Source organism: Anoxybacillus amylolyticus (assembly GCF_001634285.1).
In the GTDB taxonomy this organism is placed as follows: domain Bacteria; phylum Bacillota; class Bacilli; order Bacillales; family Anoxybacillaceae; genus Anoxybacteroides; species Anoxybacteroides amylolyticum.
Window position 1 is genome coordinate 18,876 of the sequence record NZ_CP015440.1, and the last position, 18,689, is coordinate 37,564.

At 39.9% G+C, this 18,689-nt stretch carries 18 protein-coding genes, 4 pseudogenes and 1 riboswitch; of the genes and pseudogenes, 17 read left to right on the top strand and 5 right to left on the bottom strand.

All coding sequences use genetic code 11. The features are described from left to right. Positions 1–2 precede the first annotated feature (2 nt). The 3 genes and pseudogenes from GFC30_RS15990 to GFC30_RS16000 form a co-directional block, all read left to right on the top strand. Positions 3–836 (top strand): nitroreductase family protein, encoded by an 834-nt coding sequence (locus tag GFC30_RS15990; protein ID WP_066328068.1) that lies wholly within the window; start codon positions 3–5, stop codon positions 834–836. Further along, positions 820–1,998 carry a hypothetical protein gene (locus GFC30_RS15995; protein ID WP_066328069.1) on the top strand — a complete coding sequence of 393 codons (1,179 nt, stop codon included), beginning with the start codon at positions 820–822 and terminating at the stop codon, positions 1,996–1,998. Before GFC30_RS15990 ends, GFC30_RS15995 begins: the two co-directional genes overlap by 17 nt. 296 nt (positions 1,999–2,294) lie before the next feature. Then, positions 2,295–2,513: pseudogene (locus GFC30_RS16000) on the top strand (IS110 family transposase); the annotation flags it as partial. A 167-nt stretch (positions 2,514–2,680) separates the two neighbouring features. On the opposite strand, the gene GFC30_RS17115 reads toward GFC30_RS16000, so the two are convergent. From GFC30_RS17115 to GFC30_RS16015, 4 genes and pseudogenes are all read right to left on the bottom strand, one after another. Continuing rightward, a complete protein-coding gene (locus tag GFC30_RS17115; RefSeq protein ID WP_158512128.1) occupies positions 2,681–2,830 on the bottom strand; it encodes a hypothetical protein in 150 nt (49 codons plus the stop codon). 197 nt (positions 2,831–3,027) lie between these two features. Continuing rightward, positions 3,028–3,321, bottom strand: a pseudogene (locus tag GFC30_RS16005) (sigma-70 family RNA polymerase sigma factor); the annotation flags it as partial. A gap of 115 nt (positions 3,322–3,436) precedes the next feature. Continuing rightward, the gene (locus tag GFC30_RS16010; protein ID WP_274520113.1) at positions 3,437–3,997 is read right to left on the bottom strand and encodes an MFS transporter; all 561 of its coding nucleotides are present in this window, start codon (positions 3,995–3,997) and stop codon (positions 3,437–3,439) included. 36 nt (positions 3,998–4,033) lie between these two features. Then, a pseudogene (locus tag GFC30_RS16015) lies at positions 4,034–4,912 on the bottom strand (IS982 family transposase). A 105-nt stretch (positions 4,913–5,017) separates the two neighbouring features. On the opposite strand from GFC30_RS16015, the pseudogene GFC30_RS16770 reads away from it, so the two are divergent. The 13 genes and pseudogenes from GFC30_RS16770 to GFC30_RS16080 form a co-directional block, all read left to right on the top strand. After that, a pseudogene (locus GFC30_RS16770) lies at positions 5,018–5,419 on the top strand (LXG family T7SS effector ribonuclease toxin YxiD); the annotation flags it as partial. Continuing rightward, positions 5,419–5,859 (top strand): SMI1/KNR4 family protein, encoded by a 441-nt coding sequence (locus GFC30_RS16025; protein ID WP_066328080.1) that lies wholly within the window; start codon positions 5,419–5,421, stop codon positions 5,857–5,859. The pseudogene GFC30_RS16770 and the gene GFC30_RS16025, both read left to right, overlap by 1 nt. Positions 5,860–6,143: 284 nt before the next feature. Then, positions 6,144–6,836: an HNH/ENDO VII family nuclease gene (locus GFC30_RS16030; RefSeq protein ID WP_066328081.1), complete on the top strand. Its 693-nt coding sequence runs from the start codon at positions 6,144–6,146 to the stop codon at positions 6,834–6,836. A 92-nt stretch (positions 6,837–6,928) separates the two neighbouring features. Further along, on the top strand, positions 6,929–7,501 hold the full coding sequence (locus GFC30_RS16775; RefSeq protein WP_158512144.1) for a CbrC family protein: 573 nt from the start codon (positions 6,929–6,931) through the stop codon (positions 7,499–7,501). Between the two features lie 146 nt (positions 7,502–7,647). Beyond that, complete coding sequence (locus GFC30_RS16040) at positions 7,648–8,184, top strand: helix-turn-helix domain-containing protein (protein WP_066328085.1); 537 nt, start codon at positions 7,648–7,650, stop codon at positions 8,182–8,184. Between the two features lie 4 nt (positions 8,185–8,188). Beyond that, complete coding sequence (locus GFC30_RS16045; protein ID WP_066328087.1) at positions 8,189–8,707, top strand: IS630 family transposase; 519 nt, start codon at positions 8,189–8,191, stop codon at positions 8,705–8,707. 13 nt (positions 8,708–8,720) lie between these two features. Then, positions 8,721–9,062 (top strand): FtsX-like permease family protein, encoded by a 342-nt coding sequence (locus GFC30_RS16050; protein ID WP_238583593.1) that lies wholly within the window; start codon positions 8,721–8,723, stop codon positions 9,060–9,062. A gap of 494 nt (positions 9,063–9,556) precedes the next feature. Next, complete coding sequence (locus GFC30_RS16055) at positions 9,557–9,907, top strand: lmo0954 family membrane protein (protein ID WP_026011457.1); 351 nt, start codon at positions 9,557–9,559, stop codon at positions 9,905–9,907. A gap of 14 nt (positions 9,908–9,921) precedes the next feature. Further along, the gene (locus tag GFC30_RS16060; RefSeq protein ID WP_066328090.1) at positions 9,922–10,545 is read left to right on the top strand and encodes a PspA/IM30 family protein; all 624 of its coding nucleotides are present in this window, start codon (positions 9,922–9,924) and stop codon (positions 10,543–10,545) included. A gap of 73 nt (positions 10,546–10,618) precedes the next feature. Beyond that, complete coding sequence (gene liaF, locus GFC30_RS16065; RefSeq protein ID WP_409978531.1) at positions 10,619–11,344, top strand: cell wall-active antibiotics response protein LiaF; 726 nt, start codon at positions 10,619–10,621, stop codon at positions 11,342–11,344. Continuing rightward, the gene (locus GFC30_RS16070) at positions 11,341–12,348 is read left to right on the top strand and encodes a sensor histidine kinase (protein WP_066328092.1); all 1,008 of its coding nucleotides are present in this window, start codon (positions 11,341–11,343) and stop codon (positions 12,346–12,348) included. The genes liaF and GFC30_RS16070 overlap by 4 nt, the downstream gene beginning before the upstream one ends. Before the next feature lie 13 nt (positions 12,349–12,361). Then, positions 12,362–12,988, top strand: a complete 627-nt coding sequence (locus GFC30_RS16075; RefSeq protein WP_066328095.1) for a response regulator transcription factor — start codon at positions 12,362–12,364, stop codon at positions 12,986–12,988. 65 nt (positions 12,989–13,053) lie between these two features. Next, a complete protein-coding gene (locus tag GFC30_RS16080; RefSeq protein ID WP_066328133.1) occupies positions 13,054–13,839 on the top strand; it encodes a MerR family transcriptional regulator in 786 nt (261 codons plus the stop codon). Positions 13,840–13,894: 55 nt separating this feature from the next. Here GFC30_RS16080 and GFC30_RS16085 read toward each other — a convergent pair whose 3' ends face one another. After that, complete coding sequence (locus tag GFC30_RS16085) at positions 13,895–15,835, bottom strand: lipoteichoic acid synthase (protein WP_066328098.1); 1,941 nt, start codon at positions 15,833–15,835, stop codon at positions 13,895–13,897. A gap of 776 nt (positions 15,836–16,611) precedes the next feature. Continuing rightward, a riboswitch (cyclic di-AMP (ydaO/yuaA leader) is annotated at positions 16,612–16,751 on the top strand. A 97-nt stretch (positions 16,752–16,848) separates the two neighbouring features. On the opposite strand from GFC30_RS16085, the gene GFC30_RS16090 reads away from it, so the two are divergent. Next, on the top strand, positions 16,849–18,684 hold the full coding sequence (locus GFC30_RS16090) for an APC family permease (protein ID WP_066328099.1): 1,836 nt from the start codon (positions 16,849–16,851) through the stop codon (positions 18,682–18,684). The last annotated feature ends 5 nt before the right edge of the window (positions 18,685–18,689 follow it).

The window sequence follows — 18,689 nt, forward strand, 5'->3', positions numbered from 1 at the left end:
TTATGAATAATTGGAATATGTGGTGGGTAAAAAATGAAATATTTTTATCGCAACTAAACCTTTTTGGCTTCTTGAGATTATGTGACGAAGAAAGCATCAATTTTTTTCTTGAACAGATAGAAACGAACAAAAAATATTTATCAGAATATTTAAACGAAAATTACCTTGATTCAAAGGAAATAAATAATTGGATTAAAATAAACAGAATACCATATGCTGATTATACATATGCAAAAGATATTCATTTATACGATGAAGAAAAAATGCTAGAGTATAATATGATCAAGAAACATCCAGATATTTCATTTGAATTCTCCGGAGTCTGTCAGTGTTTTCCCTCACAAATTATTAATGAGACAGTATTCGATGCTCTTACAGGATATACCGAGAAGAGGGATAAAGTTCATTTATTTCACATATTAAATAAACTTCTCAAATCAACAAAGTGTATTTATATGAATTTTCCATCCCTTAAAAAAACATACCCTTCCAATGGGGCTAGGCATACCTTAGACATATTTGCAACTCATAATAATAAAATATTATATTTGTCACCATTACTAGATGATTGGGAAATTGTAGAGAGTTTTCGATACGATGATTCTCTGTTGATAGTTACATGCACCTATGAAAGGATGCAGTGGAAATATAGAAACCATATATTTTATAGGGACATATTATTAGAGTTGGGTCACTTAAAGGAAATTCTTGAATTTTTGAACATCAGGGAGACAAAGCTAAATAAAAAGAGAAATATAGTAAATGAATTTAATAAATGCCTTAAGTTTAGGAATTTCTATACAGAGGTGAGTTGCATATATGAAATCGATAGATAGTAATATAGATAAGAATATAGTAATTTTATTAATAAGTTTTTGTTTTTTAAGTGTAGGTGATAGAATTTTTCAATTTTATTGTATATTTTTTATATTTGAGTACTATCCCGAATTAATTGTCTTGATGACAGCTACTTTATTAATAGGAAATATCATTGCATTTCCATTATTTAAGATAATAAAAACATTAACAGGTGATCATAATTTATTTATTACTGCTCTTATTATTAAGTGTATATGTTATTTGACTGTCCCTTATTTTTTTGAAAATCACTTTTATTTTTCTTTTTTTCTTCTAGCTATAGAATCTTTTATGGACATCGTGACTTTGCCGTATATATACGGTTACATAGAAAAAAAAATAGCTTCTTCATTTTATGGAGTTGCTGCAAAAATTGATTTAATAGATAGGTTGACCTTAGTTTCAAGCCCTTGGATAACAACTGCCATAATTAAGTATACTCCTCAATCATTTATAGGGGTAATAACTTCTGTTTGTGTTTTAGTTTCAATTTTTTATTTTATAAAACAAAAAACAGAGAATATACAAAGTGTATCAGAAATTAAAGGATTAAAATCGATATGGAAAAATAATCTTAAACTAAGTAAAGAAATTAAGTTGCTTTTGCTTGTAGGGATAGTTACTACATTTGTTACTTCTCCCTTATTAGATGTAATTCTACCTGCTGTGGCTTTGATAGATATTAAATCAGACAATAGCTTATTAATGTTTGCCTCACTAGAATTTATATTATCAACCACTTTTATTTTAGCTAACTTAACACTTGTGAAAATTAAACCGAAAGAAAAATATCTTATATCTTCAATACTTTTTATGGGGACGGCATATTTTTTACTTGCCCTCGAAAACTTCATAATAAGGGTGAGTTCATTAGTGCTATTAGGTTTCTTTTTTACAATGTATAAATTAAATATATTAAATCTATATAAAAATTATACTAATAAAGAAAGTTTTGCTGAGATTTTATTACTTAGAAATTCACTGCTTTTTATCGTAGCATCTTTGTCCAAATTGATTGTTTCAACAATTATATCTTTAACCAAGAAGTTAGAATATTTGTTAATATTTAACGGTTTTGTTCTGGTTTTTCTAACAATCTATATTTATATATACAAACCCGTGGTGCTAGTTAAGCGCTAGCTCTCAACTAGCGTATCCATTCAGCCCAATATTCGTGAGATTTTCAGAATCCAGCACCAATAGGGCATTTCCCGTATCGAAAATACCCTAGGAGGAATGGAGAATCGTTGGAAGAGACTCTCCGGTACCGTCAAGAATTTTGTGTAATGCAAGATAGACCCCCATGCCGAAAAAAATTTCGGCGCCATCGGAAGGATGAAAACGAATATTGTCGAAATATCTCCTTGCAGCTGGGGTCATGAGGTCGATGATTCTATGGTACGCAAGAGTCCGAAAGATAGACGGACCCCAGTAATCACCGCATCGCCACAAGAAGAGGGGCGAATCGAGCGAGTATGGCAGTTGGACGAACGATATTAGAAATCATCTATTACCTGTTAACTCGAAAGGAACCGTATCAAGAATTAGGGGCAGACTATTGGGATCGTCAACGGGAAGCAAAGATCGTGCGTCAAACGGTGAAGAAATTAGAGGGGTTAGGGTACGAAGTGAAGGTAGAAAAAGTGGGTGCATAAGGGGATTAAACCATATATAAACTTTAATACCTTCCTTTGGAAATTATATTCCAGAGGCTAGGTGGGGGTTGTTTTTTGCCAAATTTTGTTTTCAGGATAGATGATAAGAGTAAACTCATTCCTCCACTGTTTTTTTTTTTCGATACACAGCCTTTTCAAGCACAGACTTAAGAAGGCTGTTTTTTTAGCTTCAGATCGTCCGGTTTATTGTACAATTCTAGGACATACTCCACTTGTGGAATGATTTCTACTTTGGCTTGTTCACGTTCTTTCTCGAGAGCTAATTCTTCCTGTGCTTGTGCAAGAGCTCTTTCCAATTCATCTATTCTGTCGGCTAGGTAGTGGGAGCGTTCAATAAAGTTTTTTCATCGTATACCCCACGTTCAAGGAGATCAGGAAGGTTTCTGTTAATTCACGTTCTAATCGTTTCAGCGCATCATGTTGTTTTTTGTATTTTGAAAATGCTCAATATTGAAAAGCCCCTTTAGGTAGAGTACACCTAAAGGGAGAAATTTTACCGCCGCTTTTCCTTTTCGTTTCGATAAAACTCGTGAAACATTTTCATAAGCGCCCGCTTTTCAATGCGTGATACATAACTTCTGGAAATACCTAGCTCTTTGGCGATCTCCCGCTGCGTTTTTTCCTTCTGTAAATCAAGGCCAAATCGCCTAATAATCACTTTTTTTTCACGTTCATCAAGAATGTCAATATATTTTCTAATTTTCTCTAATTCCATGTTTAATTGGATCATATCAACGACATCATCTTCTGATTCGGATTTTAAGATATCGAGGAGGCTGATTTCGTTCACACTAGGGTGTTATCTGTTTATTGTTCATCAGAAGCAAAAAGATTTTAAGATCTAAAAAATTGGCTGTTTGTCGGTTAGGGCGCCGTGTTTCATTATACATTATCCGAAGTAATTAAGCACCTAACTGTTGAAATGTGCTGGATTGACGGGTGAGCTTTTTAAGCATCGGGCATAGGAATAAACTAGGTGCCACGACCAATGCCATTCCGAGAAATGGGAATCCAGGTGAATACAAGTACAAGTATCCACTGACAAGTGTTAAAACCCCAGTGGTTAAACTCATGGCAAGTGATGCGTAGAGTCCATGAGCTGAAGGAATTTTGTCCTTACTAATATATTGATTAACAAAAGTCATGAATGCAAAGTGCGTGAGACCAAATGTTAAAGCGTGCAACGGTTGAGAAAACACAAAAACCAGTGGATTCTCAAAAAAATAGACACTTGACCAACGGATAATTGATGCAATCCCGGCCAATAGAAACATAGTCGCTACATCGAACTTAGTGAATACTCGGTTTGAAATGTAAAAGAACCCGATTTCAGCTAACACAGCCAAAACAAGGATTCCACCAATATAAACACTATTGATTCCTATGTGTTTAAGATAAATAACTCCGTAATTATAATAGGCAGCATGGGTACCTTGTAAAACCATACTCAGGAGGAGACATATTAAAAATGATTTTGAACCCGTGGTGCTAGTTGAGCGCTAGCGCTCAACTAGCCCTAGTGTGACAAGTGAATACGCCAACAGGATGCCATCGAGTGCCACTTCGAATCCTGTGATCGAATTGGCGCGGATTTCTGTGATGCGATACGGATCAACGAGGACGGAAAACACCGTTTCAATCACTTTACGTTTTTGTTTGATCCACTTCTCCCATGCTTCGGATGGACGGTGTTTCTGGTTTTTTCGAGAAGGAGTCCAAAATGCGATCTGATACTCTTCATACAACTTTTTTTACAAATCGCTGCTGATGAATCCCTTATCCCCTAAATTGTAGGGATGAGGAATTTGCGCCATCACGGTTTCCGCCGCGTTTCGATCGTGACAGGATGCTTCGGTCACCACGTATCCCATCGGCAGTCCTTGATCGGTCACTTGAAGATGCAGCTTAAATCCGTAGTACCACTGTTTTTTCGACGCACAATACCCGATATCAGCTATGCCTTGAAATCGTTGGACACGGTACATTCTTGCGGCATGGCACAACTCTAGCGGCATACTGTCTACGACCGCATAGGCATGGTGTTGACCACGTTTTCCCAACTCATGACGAATCCACTTGATTGCAACACGCAACGCTCGACAACGGCGATTGTATCGAGAACGTTCAATAAACTGTCCGTTGGTGAACAAGTTCCCTGTAACAAAGTGGTGCCATGCGCGTTCGGAAGAAAAGCCAAATAACTTCCCTAAAATATGAATGGCAATGATGACAGCGTCTTCTTGCTTCACCAAATGACGATTGCGGCGTTGCAAATACATTTGGATGGATGGGAGTTGGGCAGAAACAAAGAAGAAAATGGCTGCATATTGTTTTTGAATTTTCGCTTGGTCTGTAGTAAAATGAAAGTGCTCTTGCATGGGGATTCTCCTTTCGAATGTTTGGTCGCACTTTCATTCTACAGGAGATCCGCAGGCAAGGGCTATTTTTTTGCTTACTCGATTTTATCTAGCACCACGGGTATTAGAGATATAGAACTACGAACAAGCAGAGAGTTAACTAAAAATCAAATAGAAAAATTGAAGGAAGCGTTGAGAAATAAAGAATATAAAAAGATGTCACCAATGGAAACTGCAAGGCATAGGGCGGAATTTGATAAAATAAAAAATAAAGTAATAAAAGATTGGGAAGAAAATACTGGACAAAAATGGCCTGTTTACGAGGAGAATGTTATATCTGAAAAAACAGGTAAAATCATTAGAAAAAAAGGAGATAAATACGATGCACATCATATAATTGAAAATACTTTTGGTGGGGAACATGAATGGTGGAATATACATCCAGCAAAATTTCCAAATGAGCACCAAGCTGGCATTCATGGAACAGGTTCACCAGCAAATCAGTTGTTTAAAGGAGGTAACAAGTGATGGGCTATGATTTTATAAAAGCAAACAAAGAAAATAGCTTTTATCCAGTAACTAAAGAAGAGATAGAAGAAGTTGAAAAAACCTTGAATTTGAAATTCCCTAATGAATTAGTGAAGTTTTATTTAGAAGTTGGTTATGGATTTATTAAAGGGTCAGAATTCAATATAAATCGTATTATGGATCCGTATTCTGTAAGAGACTTCAGATTGAGAAGCAATGATTTTGAATTTTATCCAGACATAGAGATATATGATGAATTTGAGAATAACAAATTAATATTTTTTGAGGCTAGTGAATCAGCTTTAATGTCAATTGAATTAAGCAATAAAGATGAAAATCCAATTTACTATTATGATATTCAAATCGCCACTTCTCTTGCTGAATTTTTAAAAAAAATAGAAGAGAACGATAAATACTACCTTGATTTATTAGCTGACTAAAAATTCAATGAGCTTATTCCTTGATTGGCTATGTGCCTTTCAAGGTTTTTGTTTTTTATGTTTTGTGGTCAAAGCTAGTCGAATATGAACTTTAGAAGTTCATAGTTATACCTAAATTGAGTTCTTAGGTAATTAGAATATATATTGTTTTGTTTGTTATTTTGTTTTCGAGAGTCTACATAAAATATATCAAAACTTCCGCGCCTCAGTTGTATTTCGACGTTTACGTGGTCTAAACAGTTCCTTGTCGCCTATGAATTAGGGCAAATGACGGGACACGCTGTATGACTGTAGCCGGGGCAATGGAAACAGCCGGGTTCACCGCTTTAGAAGCAGGCGGCATCGTCCTTAGCAGCACGGGAGTGGGAGCGGCTGTCGGAGCTCCAGCCACTGCCATCGCTGCTATGGGAGCCACTCATGGAGCCACTTTAGCGGCAACGGAAGGTTCCAACTTTGTCCAAAGCGCTAAAGAATTGTACCAGCGAATGAGCCGGAGCGAAGGGGTTTCGGGGAAAGTAGTTAAGAGGGCGGACGAAACTGAGAAGTTTGCTAAGGGTACAGGTAATATTATTTCTGATAACATGAAAACCAGAATTCCTAACAATGAAATTTTTGCACCTAACAAACGTGGAAATGCACCTATTAGCAAAAAAGACAATCGACCAATAGAGATACACCACGAGGGGCAAAATCCTAACGGTTCTTTTCATGAAATGCACGCCTCAGATCACCGATTTGGCGAAAACTATAAAAAGAACCATCCAAGTTATAATGAGAAATCTGGCATTGACAGGAAGCAGTTTATATATATGCAACTGGGGAGTTTAACTTATTTTTTCGACTGTCGGAGGCAAGCCAAAGGCTTGCCTGCGTCACGCGTTCGCGTGACAGAGAACCGAACAACGAGCCGCCTCCCAGACAAATTCATTTGTCTGGGAGCGGTGTTGTTCGATCGCCCGACAGTGGAAAAATGTTAACACTTCAATGTGCATTTATATAGAAAGGACGTTAGAAAGTATTGGGAGTCCGAATGGGATAGAGGAAGATTTGATAAATGAGGTGGGAGTATATGAACGCTAACAAGTACAAATTCAAGTACTTTATGGATCCAGAAGCCAATGCAGAGTTTACAGAAGAGAACTGTCAATTTTGCGGAACAGAAGAGAATTGCTTAGAAGGGGAGTATTTTGATAGAGGAGATGAAATTACGTCTGTTTGTCTAGGTTGCTTAGTAAAGGGAGAAACCACGGTACAAATTCCCCAATATCTTAAAGATAGGTTGTATACACATTTGAAAAATACTTTTACGGAAAAAAGTAGCGAGGAACTAAACGAATTGTTCGAGTCTATTATTAGTGAGTTAGAAAAAAATCCACCAGTACGGTGGATTCAATATAATGATTGGCCTGTATGCGATGGGGATTTTATGCGGTATGTTGGTGAGTGGAAACAAGAGGATTTTAATAACGCCTCCCAAAATGGGAACGGAAAAGATTACATACTTTCTATATTAGATGATTTAACTAAAAGTAGGATTGATGATATCGATGTTTTTTGGAATGATATCGGTAATTACACCGCAGTTTTTGTGTTTAAGTGCATACATTGCAACAAAATTATTGGAGTTGCACAGAGTTATTAAGCTGAGGGATTGGACTTAATCATGTCCAAGTATAGAGCTAACGTGTCTTATATACATGCACTTTAAAATGATGACTTCTGTATGAACACCTTTTTCCATAGTTATACTGCTCCTAAGTATTCCTATACAAAAAGAGCGGAAATGATATGAAACGTCTTAAAATGACAAATGATCACGGCTGGACGCCTCGAACACTTCGGAAACAAGAACGGAAAATCAAAGATGCTTTGCTTCGTGCTCGGGTTACCGCCGTTCGTCTCGTCATGGAAGGGTATCTCGGAAAAGATGTCGCCAAAATGGTTCATCTATGCCGTCAATCGGTTGCCCTCTACGTCGCACGGTTTAATGAAGGGGGGCTCGATCATTTACTCGATCGCCGCTTGCCACCTGGTCGCATGCCGTTTCTTACGGAAGAACAACAACAAGAAATCAGACAACTTGTGTTAACCACCACGCCCGTTGATGTCGGTTGGGGCATTTCTTCGTCATGGAACACACGCATTTTGCAATCTTACATCCAACAAACATATGGCGTTTCCATGTCACGCGAAGGGATTCGCAAATGGTTACATCGTCTTCGCTTGTCGTGGACCCGTCCGACTGATAAGCTCGTCAAAGGGGATCCAACGCTTCAAGCTGCCTTTGAAAAAGAACTCGAGTTTATAAAAAAAATGAATCACTGAGCAGATGGTTCTGCTTCATGTCGATGAGACGCATGTTCGCGCCTATCAAGCGCTCCGTACGACATGGGCAGAAGTGGGCAATCAAAAACAAGTGCCAAGCTACGGTCACCACGCTCACGTTTCCATTTTTGGTGCGGTAGACGTTCAACAAGGCGATGTCGTGTTTCATCGCGCATCATCCGCCAACGCTGAGACATTCCTAGACTTTTTGCGCCTGTTGAAAGAGAAATATCCGGATCGATTCCTCGTGCTTGTGTTGGACAATGCACGGATTCATCATGCCAACATGGTGCAAGCATTCCTCGATTGTGAAGAAGGCGGTGCCTTTCACTTTATTTTTCTGCCACCGTATTCGCCTCATTTGAATCCGATGGAGCGGTTATGGAAGTGGCTGAAAGATGAAGTCATTGCCAACGTCTTGCATAAAGATCAAAACGACATTGCCCAGTCTATTACTCGTTTTGAACAATATGTGTTGCAGCACCCAGATGAAGTGTTGCGTCGCATCGGGTGTGCTGCGTGAACCAGAGGTTAAAATGTCAATTTGGATGTATATAGAACGAACTAGAGAGATTGGGATTTTAAAGGCACTTGGTGCATTTCGTTCAGATATTCGCCGCATATTTGTCGCAAAAGGAATGTTGATAGGTATCATCGGGGGATTATTCGGGATTTTAGGCTCGATTGCCGTGGGAAAAGGAGCAAATTATATTGTAACGACGGTAATGAAAAAAAGCAACTTGGACATTTTTCAGTTTAGTTTTATCCAAGTTGTACTTCTTGTTATTTTTAGTGGACTGTTAGGTATTTTGGCTTCTTTTGTTCCTGCAAATAAAGCGGCAAAGCAACCTGCTGTGGAAGCGTTACGCTATGAGTGAGAATAAAAGATAGGGAGTGTGAAAATCATGAAATGGATGAATGTCGCGTTTATTATAGCTGTCATTTCTTTCATTCTGTACAAATCTATCTCTGGAGAAATAATTAGCAATACGGCGTGGGCAATTTCTATTTTTCTTGTCATTACTAATTTCATTGGTTTAGTACGGGGGCGTAGTGAGAGTAAGCGGCTATAGTTGGTTAATTGCCCCAATATATAAGTGAAAAACTGTAAAAAAATAACACCCAGCTTGTGGACATCGTTTGCAAGTTGGGCTCTTTCTTATTTCCTTTTTCTCGATCAAGCGATGCTTCCATTTCTTTTGCTAAATTAGCAACTTCTGCATTTTCATCTCCGCATTTTTCTTCACATAAAAATTGAAACGATACAATCCATTAAAAATACGCCTTAAGTCGTAGGTGAAAATATAGCTGTAGGACATGATAGGAAAAAGCAAGAAGCGGTAAGATGAAAGCAAGGAAGGAGGCGAAGGTGATGTTAAAAAAAATCGGATGGTTGTTTTTAGGCGGTATAGCGGTGTTCGTGCTTATGTTTCACCTCGGTCCGCTTGTTGCATTAGCGATCAGTTTGGCGATTTTGTATTATGCGGTGAAAAAGTTTTTCAAAGCCGATTCGGCGTTTGGCAAAATCGTTTGGGCGCTCATTGGCTTGGCTGCGCTGATGGCGAGCGTATCGAATGTGCCAGCGCTTATCGCCATTGTAGCCGCGTATGTGCTTTATGTCGTGTATAAAAAATGGAACGAACCGAAAGAAGTAGTACAAGTGGTTGACGATCCGTTCGTCCATTTTGAAAAACAATGGGCAGAACTACAAAAACATTATTAAAGGAGTGAAGGACAATGGGTTTACTTTCTCGCGTGAAAACGATGATTGCGGCAGATATTCATGAATGGTTAGATGAAAAGGAAAAGAAAAATCCAATTGCGGTGCTAAATGAATACTTACGCCAATGCGAACAAGAAGTAGAAAAGGTACGGAAGCTGCTTGAGCGCCAATACTTATTGAAAGAGCAGTTTACGCGCGAATATCGCGAAGCTATGCAGCTTGCGGAGAAGCGGAAGAAACAGGCGGATATTGCCTCAAAAGCTGGTGAGTCGGAGTTGTTTGCGTTTGCGTCTCATGAGCAAATGCAGTACGAAGAGCGAGCGATGCGATTAAAGCAACTGTTGGAGCAAACAAACGAACAGTTATTGGAACTAGAAAAGAAATACGAGCAAATGAAACATCAATTAAAAGATATGCATATGCGCCGCATGGAGCTGATGGGGCGAGAAAATATCGCACGGGCGCATTACCGTATGAACCGTATATTAGACGGGTATACAAGCCCAGCGCTTTCTACGTTTGCGGATACGGAGTCGTATTTAGAGCGCCTCGAGCAACGAGTGCAATCAGATTATTATCGCCATACGATTGACGCGCGCATTGCGGAATTAGAAAAGCGGTTGCAGCAAGAGCAATAAACATATATGCTAAAGGCGTACGTTGTTGCGCCTTTTTCGTTTTATTGATTTATCGCTGAAAGGGGGGATCCCCGTGAATCAACAAAAAACGACCGACTATGTGAGTTGGGTTGTGCTCCTTGCGCTTATGATGTTGGCGTTCGAAATTTCGTTTTTTCATCCAGGCATTGTCTTTTCCGTTCTTTTTTCGGCATGGTTGATTTATATAGGGAGAAAAAAATGGCATCGGAAACTTGGGAAAATCGTCTTTTGGCTTGGGTGCTTAGGTCTTGTTGTGCATGTGTTCACGATGATCACAGTCAGATTTTTACTTGTCGCGCTACTGTTTTATGCCATCATCCAATTTGCGCAGTCCAAGCGCCACCCTATCGTTATTCGTCCGGAGAGGAAAACAAGTGATCGAGAAACAGAAGGCGTTTTTCGTCAACCACTTTTTCAAAACATGTTGTTCGGTCGGCAAAAAACGCCCGAGCATGCTTATGAATGGAGCGATGTGAACATCCAAACAGGCATTGGCGATACAGTCGTTGATTTAAGCTATGCGGTCGTTCCGAAAGGAGAAGCGGTGATCGTTATCCGCGGCTGGATTGGCAACGTGCACATTTTTGTTCCATATGAAATGGAAGTGAGCGTCGTCCATTCTGTGCTGTTTGGGGCAGCGTCTATTTTTTCAAGAGAAACGGAGCGACTATGGAATCAAACGTTTATTTATCAAACGCCAGCGTATGAAACGGCTGAGCAGAAGCTAAAAATCATCACCTCGATGGCGATTGGAAATGTTGAGGTGAAACGAATATGAGCCGACATATCGTTGGGGCACTTCTACTTGCTTTTACCGTTTCGGTTGTATTATTTCTTTCATATGTTTTCACGTTTCCGCCTGCGGAGTGGTCGGTACTATGGAACGAAACGGTGCTTGGGGTGCCATTTGTCGTTTTTTTATTTATGGCAAGCGGGTTTATTGGCGTGCTTTTTGGGGTTTCGTTCGATTGGTTTTGGCGAAAACAATGGCGAGCGATTGAACATGCGTTGCTTCAAATCGAACAAGGGAATACAGAGCTATCGCGTCAACATACAGCAAAAGAACTCGGTGATGTATGGGAAAGAATCGACAAGTTGCAAAAACATTGGTTTGAACAAACGAAACTCACGCAAAAATTAGTGACAGAAAAAGTGGAAAACGAAGAAGAACTGATCGAGCGAATTATTTCAGAAGAACGAAATCGGCTAGCACGCGAATTGCACGATTCCGTGAGCCAGCAACTATTTGCGGCGTCGATGATGATGTCCGCGCTGATGGAAACATATGCAGGAAACGAACAAGCGAAAAAGCAATTGAAGCTCGTCGAACAAATGATTCACCAATCGCAACTGGAAATGCGGGCATTATTGCTCCACTTACGTCCCGTGCAGCTGAAAGGAAAGTCGCTTCAAGATGGAATAAGAGAGCTATTGACGGAACTTGCCCAAAAATTGCCGATGGAGATGAAGTGGAAAATAGAAGATGTGGCGCTTGATCGTGGGGTGGAAGATCATTTATTTCGCATTTTACAAGAATCGGTGTCCAATACGCTCCGTCATGCGAAAGCGACGATGTTAGAAGTGTTGTTGCTTGAGCGGGATGGGTTTGTCATTTTGCGCGTGTCGGATGATGGTGTGGGCTTTGATGTCGAACGAACAAAAAGCGGCTCTTACGGGTTGCAACATATGTACGAACGAGCGGCCGAAATCGGGGGAACGTTAAAAATCGTTAGTGTAAAAAATAAAGGAACTCGACTAGAAGTGAAAGTACCGCTTGTGTAAGGGAGGAAGGAACGTGATTAAAATATTGCTTGTCGATGACCATGAGATGGTGCGGCTTGGCGTTTCCGCCTACTTGTCGGCTCAACCGGATATGGAAGTTGTTGGGGAAGCAGAAAGCGGAGAAAAAGGGGTTGAACTCGCGCTTCAACTTCGCCCAGATATTATTTTAATGGACTTAGTGATGGAGCCGATGGACGGTATTGAAGCGACGAAACAAATTATCAGCGCTTGGCCGGAAGCGAAAATTATGATTGTGACAAGTTTTTTGGATGATGATAAAGTATATCCGGCGATTGAAGCCGGTGCAGTAAGCTATATGTTGAAAACGTCGAAGGCAAGCGAAATTGCGAATGCCATTCGTGCCACGTTCCATGGGCAATCGGTATTTGAACCAGAAGTGACAGGAAAAATGATGAGCAGTAGGCGAAAGCAATCGCTTCCCCATGAACAACTAACGAGTCGCGAGATGGAAGTGTTGCTATTAATGGCGCAAGGAAAAACGAACCAAGAAATTGCTGAGGAGTTGTTTATTTCATTAAAAACGGTGAAAGTCCACGTCAGCAACATTTTAGCGAAACTAGACGTCCAAGACCGGACGCAAGCGGTCATTTATGCGTTTAAACACGGATTGGTAAAATAATGCTCGCTCTCATGGCGAGATTTTTTTATTTTTTGCTTTACATTGACGTTACGTAAACGTTTATGATGAAATTGTCAGGAGGTGAACGCGTGGAATATACGGTGCAACAATTAGCGAAATTGGCGGGGGTTACGAGTCGGACGCTACGGTATTATGATGAAATCGGACTTTTGAAGCCAGCGAGAGTGAATGCCTCAGGCTATCGAATATACGGAGCGAAAGAGGTCGACCAGCTCCAACAAATTTTGTTTTATCGCGAACTTGGGGTTGATTTAGAAACGATTAAGCAAATCATCACATCCCCGTCATTTGACGACGTACAGGCGTTGAAGCAGCATCGCGAAAAACTCTTGGCAGAACGGAGGCGATTAGAGGGGTTGATCGCCAATGTTGAGAAAACATTATTAGCGAAAGAAGGGAGAACCATGATGAGCGACAAAGAAAAATTTGAGGCGTTTAAACAGCAGCTCATTGACGAAAACGAACGGAAATATGGCAAAGAAATTCGGGAAAAATACGGAGAGGAACAGGTGAACAAATCAAACGCAAAAGTAAAAAACATGACGCCAGCACAATACGAAGAAGCAACAAAACTCGGCGAAGAAGTGTTGCGCATATTGCAGGAAGCGTTTTTGACAGGCGATCCAGCGGGAGAGCTTGCACAAAAAGCAGCGGATTTACATCGCCAATGGTTAGGTTATTTTTGGGATCATTACTCCAAAGAAGCACACGCAGGATTGGCGCAAATGTATGTCGATGACGAACGGTTTAAGGCATACTACGATCAAAAACAACTAGGAACGGCGGAATTTTTCCGCGAGGCCATTTTCATTTATACAGGGAAAAAATAAGGGGCTGACTCCAAAAGTCCGCTTTTTAGCAGACTTTTGGAGTCAGCCCCGCTTGTTATTTTTCTTCATGATGGTTGTAGTCATATTTGCTTCGGTCGACTGGTTTAAAACCTTTAGGTGTATAGAAGCGTAGTAAGTCTTCGTACACGACTTTATCAGACAAGCTAAGTTTTGTGCGAACGATTTGTTCATCTCGGTCGATTTCAGCATTTTTCTCGATTTGCTCGCCAGTTTGTGTATTGTAATATTTTCCATCAACAGCCGTAACGGTCGGTGTGATGAAATCACCGTTGCGGAACGGAACGATTTGTTGATGTTCTGGCGATAATAAGTCAGTGCCAAATTGGATATAATTTTTCGTATCGATTCCTAATAGATGGAGCACGGTCGGCAATACATCAATATCCCCGCCATACTGGTGCATAACACCGCCTTTTACTCCAGGAACGCGAATGAATAGTGGTACACGTTGCAATTGCGTATGTTCAAACGGTGTAATCTCTTTTCCGATAATTTGCGCCATTGCTTCATTATGGTTATCAGAGATGCCATAATGGTCGCCGTATAAAATGATAATCGAACGGTCGTAAAGCCCTGATTGCTTCAAGTAATCAAAAAATTCTTTGACCGCTTCGTCTAAATAACGCGCAGTTTGGAAGTAGCGGTCAACGGAACCGTCTCCTGTTGTTGCAGGTGGAATCGTTGCTTCGTTTTCATCGATTAAATAAGGGAAATGGTTCGACAACGTAATAAATTTTACGTAAAACGGTTCTTTTAATGTTTGTAACAACGGAATCGACTCTCTAAAGAATGGCTTATCTTTTAACCCATAGTTTAACACGTCTTGGTCGTTCATATCATAGTAACTTGCGTCAAAGAAGTGGTCGAAACCAAACGATTTGTAAATCTCGTTGCGATTCCAGAATGTTTTATAGTTTCCATGAAAAACTGCTGACGTATAACCATGCTGTCCTAAAATGGCTGGTGCCGCTTGGTACGTATTTTGTGCTTTTGTTGTAAAAACTGACCCCTGCGGCAAGCCAAATAACGAATTTTCCAGCATAAATTCGGCATCCGACGTTTTTCCTTGCCCTGTTTGGTGGAAAAAGTTATCGAAATACATTGTATTTTTTTCATGGGTGAGCGAGTTTAAAAACGGTGTCACTTCTTGCCCATTTAACTTATAGTTAATTAAAAAGTTTTGAAACGACTCTAGGTGAATATAGATGACGTTCATTCCTTTTCCTTTGCCAAAATACGCTGGACTCGGTTTGGCATACGTTGCTTGCACATGGTTCAATACGGTTGTGACATCGCTTTTGTTCGCAAACGCCCGTTGCGTAGACGATTTCAAGCTTTGAATCGCGTCGTAAATGACGTAGTTGTACATCCCTAAATATTTCACAATATAGCTGCGGTCAAACGTTCTTGTTAGTAATTGTGGGCGATCAATTTCTGCCAATGCTAGGTTAGTGACAAATGTAAACACCGCTGTTGCAAAAAGTAAGTTCTTTTTATGACGTCCTAAAGAAATAGGCTGTAAATTCGCACGCTCTTTCACGATAAGTAAAGCTAATACAATAATGTCGATTAAGTAAATAACATCGTGCCATTTGAGCAACTCTAAAATGCTGCCACCCAGGCTACCGAAATTGCTTGTTTGTGTCAATGTCGGGAATGTAATGAAATCGCTAAAGAATCGGTAATAGACAATGTTTGCGTATAAAATAAATGAAAGCACGAAATCAATGATAATAAGCCAAATATATGATCGTTTTCCTTTCGCGAATAGCGCGAGCCCGAAAAAGAAAATGGCCGAACTAATTGGGTTGATAAAAAGCAACCATTTTTGCAGCGCGTTACTAATCCCTAAGTTAAATTCAATACGATAAGCAGCATACGTTTTCATCCAAAATAAAAACACCGCTAATATAAAAAAGCGGAGATGGGTATCGGACCAGCGTTGCAACCATTTTATATTACTGAGCCCCTTCATCTTTCTTATTCACCTCTATTTTCTTTCATTCTCTCATTCTAGATTTTTAAATATATGGAACACCCATTGCGTTTATGACTGTGTTCATACTATGCAAAAGATTCACTGCTATATATTATACAACAAAATTCCCATGTGGAGTAGCATAATATATTATTCCTTATTTCGTCAAATACAGAATTTGTTTTTTTTGATTTTAATCAAATAGGTATAAAAGCAACAATCTGCTCCTAGAAAGCATTGTACAACACGTGTATTCATCTGGTGTATTTTTACATAGGTGATTATGGCATATCGTAAAGCTATATAAATGCACATTGAAGTGTTAACATTTTCCGACTGTCGGGGGACCGAACAACACTGCTCCCAGACAAATGAATTTGTCTGGGAGGCGGCTCGTTATTCGGCTCTCTGCCACGCGAACGCGTGACAGAGGCAAGCCAAAGGCTTGACTCGGACAGTCAAAAATAAGTTAAACTCCCCAGTTGCATATATATAGTGGAAGGATAGAAAGTGGGGAAAATACAAAAAAAGGAGATATATGTTTGTACTTCTAAAATTGTTAGTGTCCATATTTTCTTATACGTTACGGTGTTATCTGAAAGGAACATGATGGTTAGCGAAGAATGAAAGAAAAAAGAAGAGCAAATAAGAGAAAGAAATGAAAATCAGGGAAAAAGGTGATTAAATCCTCTATTTTCTTCCTAATCCGTTGTTTTTGACTCTTTACAATGAAAGTGGAAGCGAGTAACATATCAGCTATGATTAATCAAGCATAGAATAAATCGTTGAATCCGTAATGGAGCGGGGGAACCATTGTTGTAACGTGTGTTACTTGGGGTGAATCCGACGCAGGAGGGGCTACTCTCATGCCCTAACCCGACAGCTAACCTCGTAAGCGTAGTGGGAGGGATGGAATATTGCCGTTAAGGACATCCTTGGCGGCTTTTTGTATTTTTTTTCTTTCATAAATGTGCAAAATAAAACTAACTTAAAAAGAAGGAGAAAGGGAAATGGCTTCGGTTAAACGATTGTTAATTGGATCACCAATGGAAACAAAGCGGTTGAAACATGAGAAATTGCCGAAATGGAAAGCGCTAGCGGTATTTTCATCTGATGCGCTTTCCTCTGTGGCGTATGCGACAGAAGAAATTTTGCTAGTGCTTATGCTGCTTGGGACAGGTGTCTTTTTCTTCTCATTGCCGATTGCATTGGCGATTTTAGTCTTGTTAGTCGTTGTCACGTTGTCGTATCGACAAATTATTTATGCGTTCCCATCTGGTGGGGGGGCGTATGTGGTAGCAAGAGATCATTTAAGTACGACGACGAGTTTAGTCGCTGGTGCGGCGCTAATGATTGATTACTTGCTGACAGTAGCCGTTAGTATTAGTTCTGGTGTTGCGGCATTGACGTCAGCGTTTCCAAGTTTGCTTCCGTGGAAAGTAGACATTGCGCTTGCCCTTGTATTATTGCTCATGATTTTAAACTTGCGAGGCATTACGGAATCTGCAACGGTGTTTGCTTACCCGACGTACTTGTTTATTATCTCAGTGTTAGTATTAATTGCTGTTGGGGGATGGCAATTATGGCATGAAGGTTGGCATGGCTTCAATTACCAAGAGCATGCGACTGCCACACATTTCTTTTCATCAGGATATGGTATATTTATTTTGTTACGAGCGTTTGCGTCTGGTTGTTCAGCGATGACAGGGGTGGAGGCAATTAGCAACGGTGTTCCATCATTCAAGCCGGACAGCTCGAAAAATGCATCGATTACGATGGGGTGGATGTCGTTTTTATTAGGCACCATGTTTTTGGGGATTACGATTTTAGCAGCTGGTTTTGGGGTTGTGCCGTTGCAAGATAAAACTGTTATCTCGCAAATTGGACAGCACGTGTTTGGAAATAGCATCTTTTTCTATTTATTTCAAATGGTAACGATGCTTATTTTAGTGCTGGCGGCGAACACGAGCTTTGCTGGATTTCCACAGCTTGTTTCGGTTATTGCGAATGATCGCTTCTTACCGCGCAGTTTATCTGCCCGCGGCGACCGTCTCGTCTTTTCCAATGGAATTATTTTGCTTAGCGTATTAGCGATGATTTTAATTGTGATGTTCCACGGGGAAACGCACTCGTTGATTCCGCTTTATGCGGTTGGGGTATTTTTATCGTTCACGATTGGACAGTTTGGAATGGTCAAGAAATTATGGAAAGAGAAAAATGGACGCAGTACGGTTACTATTGCCACAATTATGACAGGGATGATTGTCACTGGACTAGTGACGATTATTACTGTTGTTGCAAAATTCACACAAGGAGCATGGCTTGTCATGATTTCTATTCCGCTTCTTGTAGTATTGTTTTACAAAATTCGTGCCCATTATGATAAATTAGGCGAACAATTAAGACTTGATGAACAAGAGTGGAAGCGGCGGGAGAAAATCGTTGAGCCAAAAGTAATCATCCCGATTTCTGGAGTAAGCAAAGTCGTTGCCCAGTCGCTTCAATATGCTCGGAGCATTTCTCAAGATATTACGGCTATTTCGATTATTTTCCATGAAGAGGAGGAGCGAAAACTTCGGGAGAAATGGGAAAAATTTCACCCAGATATCGAATTAAAAGTCATTTATTCTCCATATCGGACAATCCTTTCGCCAATGCTTGATTACATTAATGAAGTAGAAAAGCAAACAAAAGGCGCACCGATTACGATTTTAATGCCGCAGTTTATTGTAAAAAAATGGTGGCATACGTTGTTGCATAACCAAACGGCAATTTTATTACGGTTTTTCTTGATTTTGAAAAAAGACATTGTCATTGCGACCATTCCATATCATTTGAAAGAATAGTGTCG

Excerpts from the sequence above, each read along its gene's own strand:
- GFC30_RS15995 (WP_066328069.1), top strand. The coding sequence starts at position 820 with ATGAAATCGATAGATAGTAATATAGATAAGAATATAGTAATTTTATTA.
- GFC30_RS16055 (WP_026011457.1), top strand. The coding sequence starts at position 9,557 with ATGTTAAAAAAAATCGGATGGTTGTTTTTAGGCGGTATAGCGGTGTTC.
- GFC30_RS16085 (WP_066328098.1), bottom strand. The coding sequence starts at position 15,835 with ATGAAGGGGCTCAGTAATATAAAATGGTTGCAACGCTGGTCCGATACC.
- GFC30_RS16090 (WP_066328099.1), top strand. The coding sequence starts at position 16,849 with ATGGCTTCGGTTAAACGATTGTTAATTGGATCACCAATGGAAACAAAG.
- GFC30_RS16040 (WP_066328085.1), top strand. The coding sequence starts at position 7,648 with ATGAAACGTCTTAAAATGACAAATGATCACGGCTGGACGCCTCGAACA.
- GFC30_RS16025 (WP_066328080.1), top strand. The coding sequence starts at position 5,419 with ATGGGCTATGATTTTATAAAAGCAAACAAAGAAAATAGCTTTTATCCA.
- GFC30_RS16045 (WP_066328087.1), top strand. The coding sequence starts at position 8,189 with ATGGTTCTGCTTCATGTCGATGAGACGCATGTTCGCGCCTATCAAGCG.
- GFC30_RS16070 (WP_066328092.1), top strand. The coding sequence starts at position 11,341 with ATGAGCCGACATATCGTTGGGGCACTTCTACTTGCTTTTACCGTTTCG.
- GFC30_RS15990 (WP_066328068.1), top strand. The coding sequence starts at position 3 with ATGAATAATTGGAATATGTGGTGGGTAAAAAATGAAATATTTTTATCG.
- GFC30_RS16030 (WP_066328081.1), top strand. The coding sequence starts at position 6,144 with ATGACTGTAGCCGGGGCAATGGAAACAGCCGGGTTCACCGCTTTAGAA.
- GFC30_RS16050 (WP_238583593.1), top strand. The coding sequence starts at position 8,721 with ATGTCAATTTGGATGTATATAGAACGAACTAGAGAGATTGGGATTTTA.
- GFC30_RS16775 (WP_158512144.1), top strand. The coding sequence starts at position 6,929 with ATGAACGCTAACAAGTACAAATTCAAGTACTTTATGGATCCAGAAGCC.
- GFC30_RS16060 (WP_066328090.1), top strand. The coding sequence starts at position 9,922 with ATGGGTTTACTTTCTCGCGTGAAAACGATGATTGCGGCAGATATTCAT.
- GFC30_RS16080 (WP_066328133.1), top strand. The coding sequence starts at position 13,054 with ATGAAATTGTCAGGAGGTGAACGCGTGGAATATACGGTGCAACAATTA.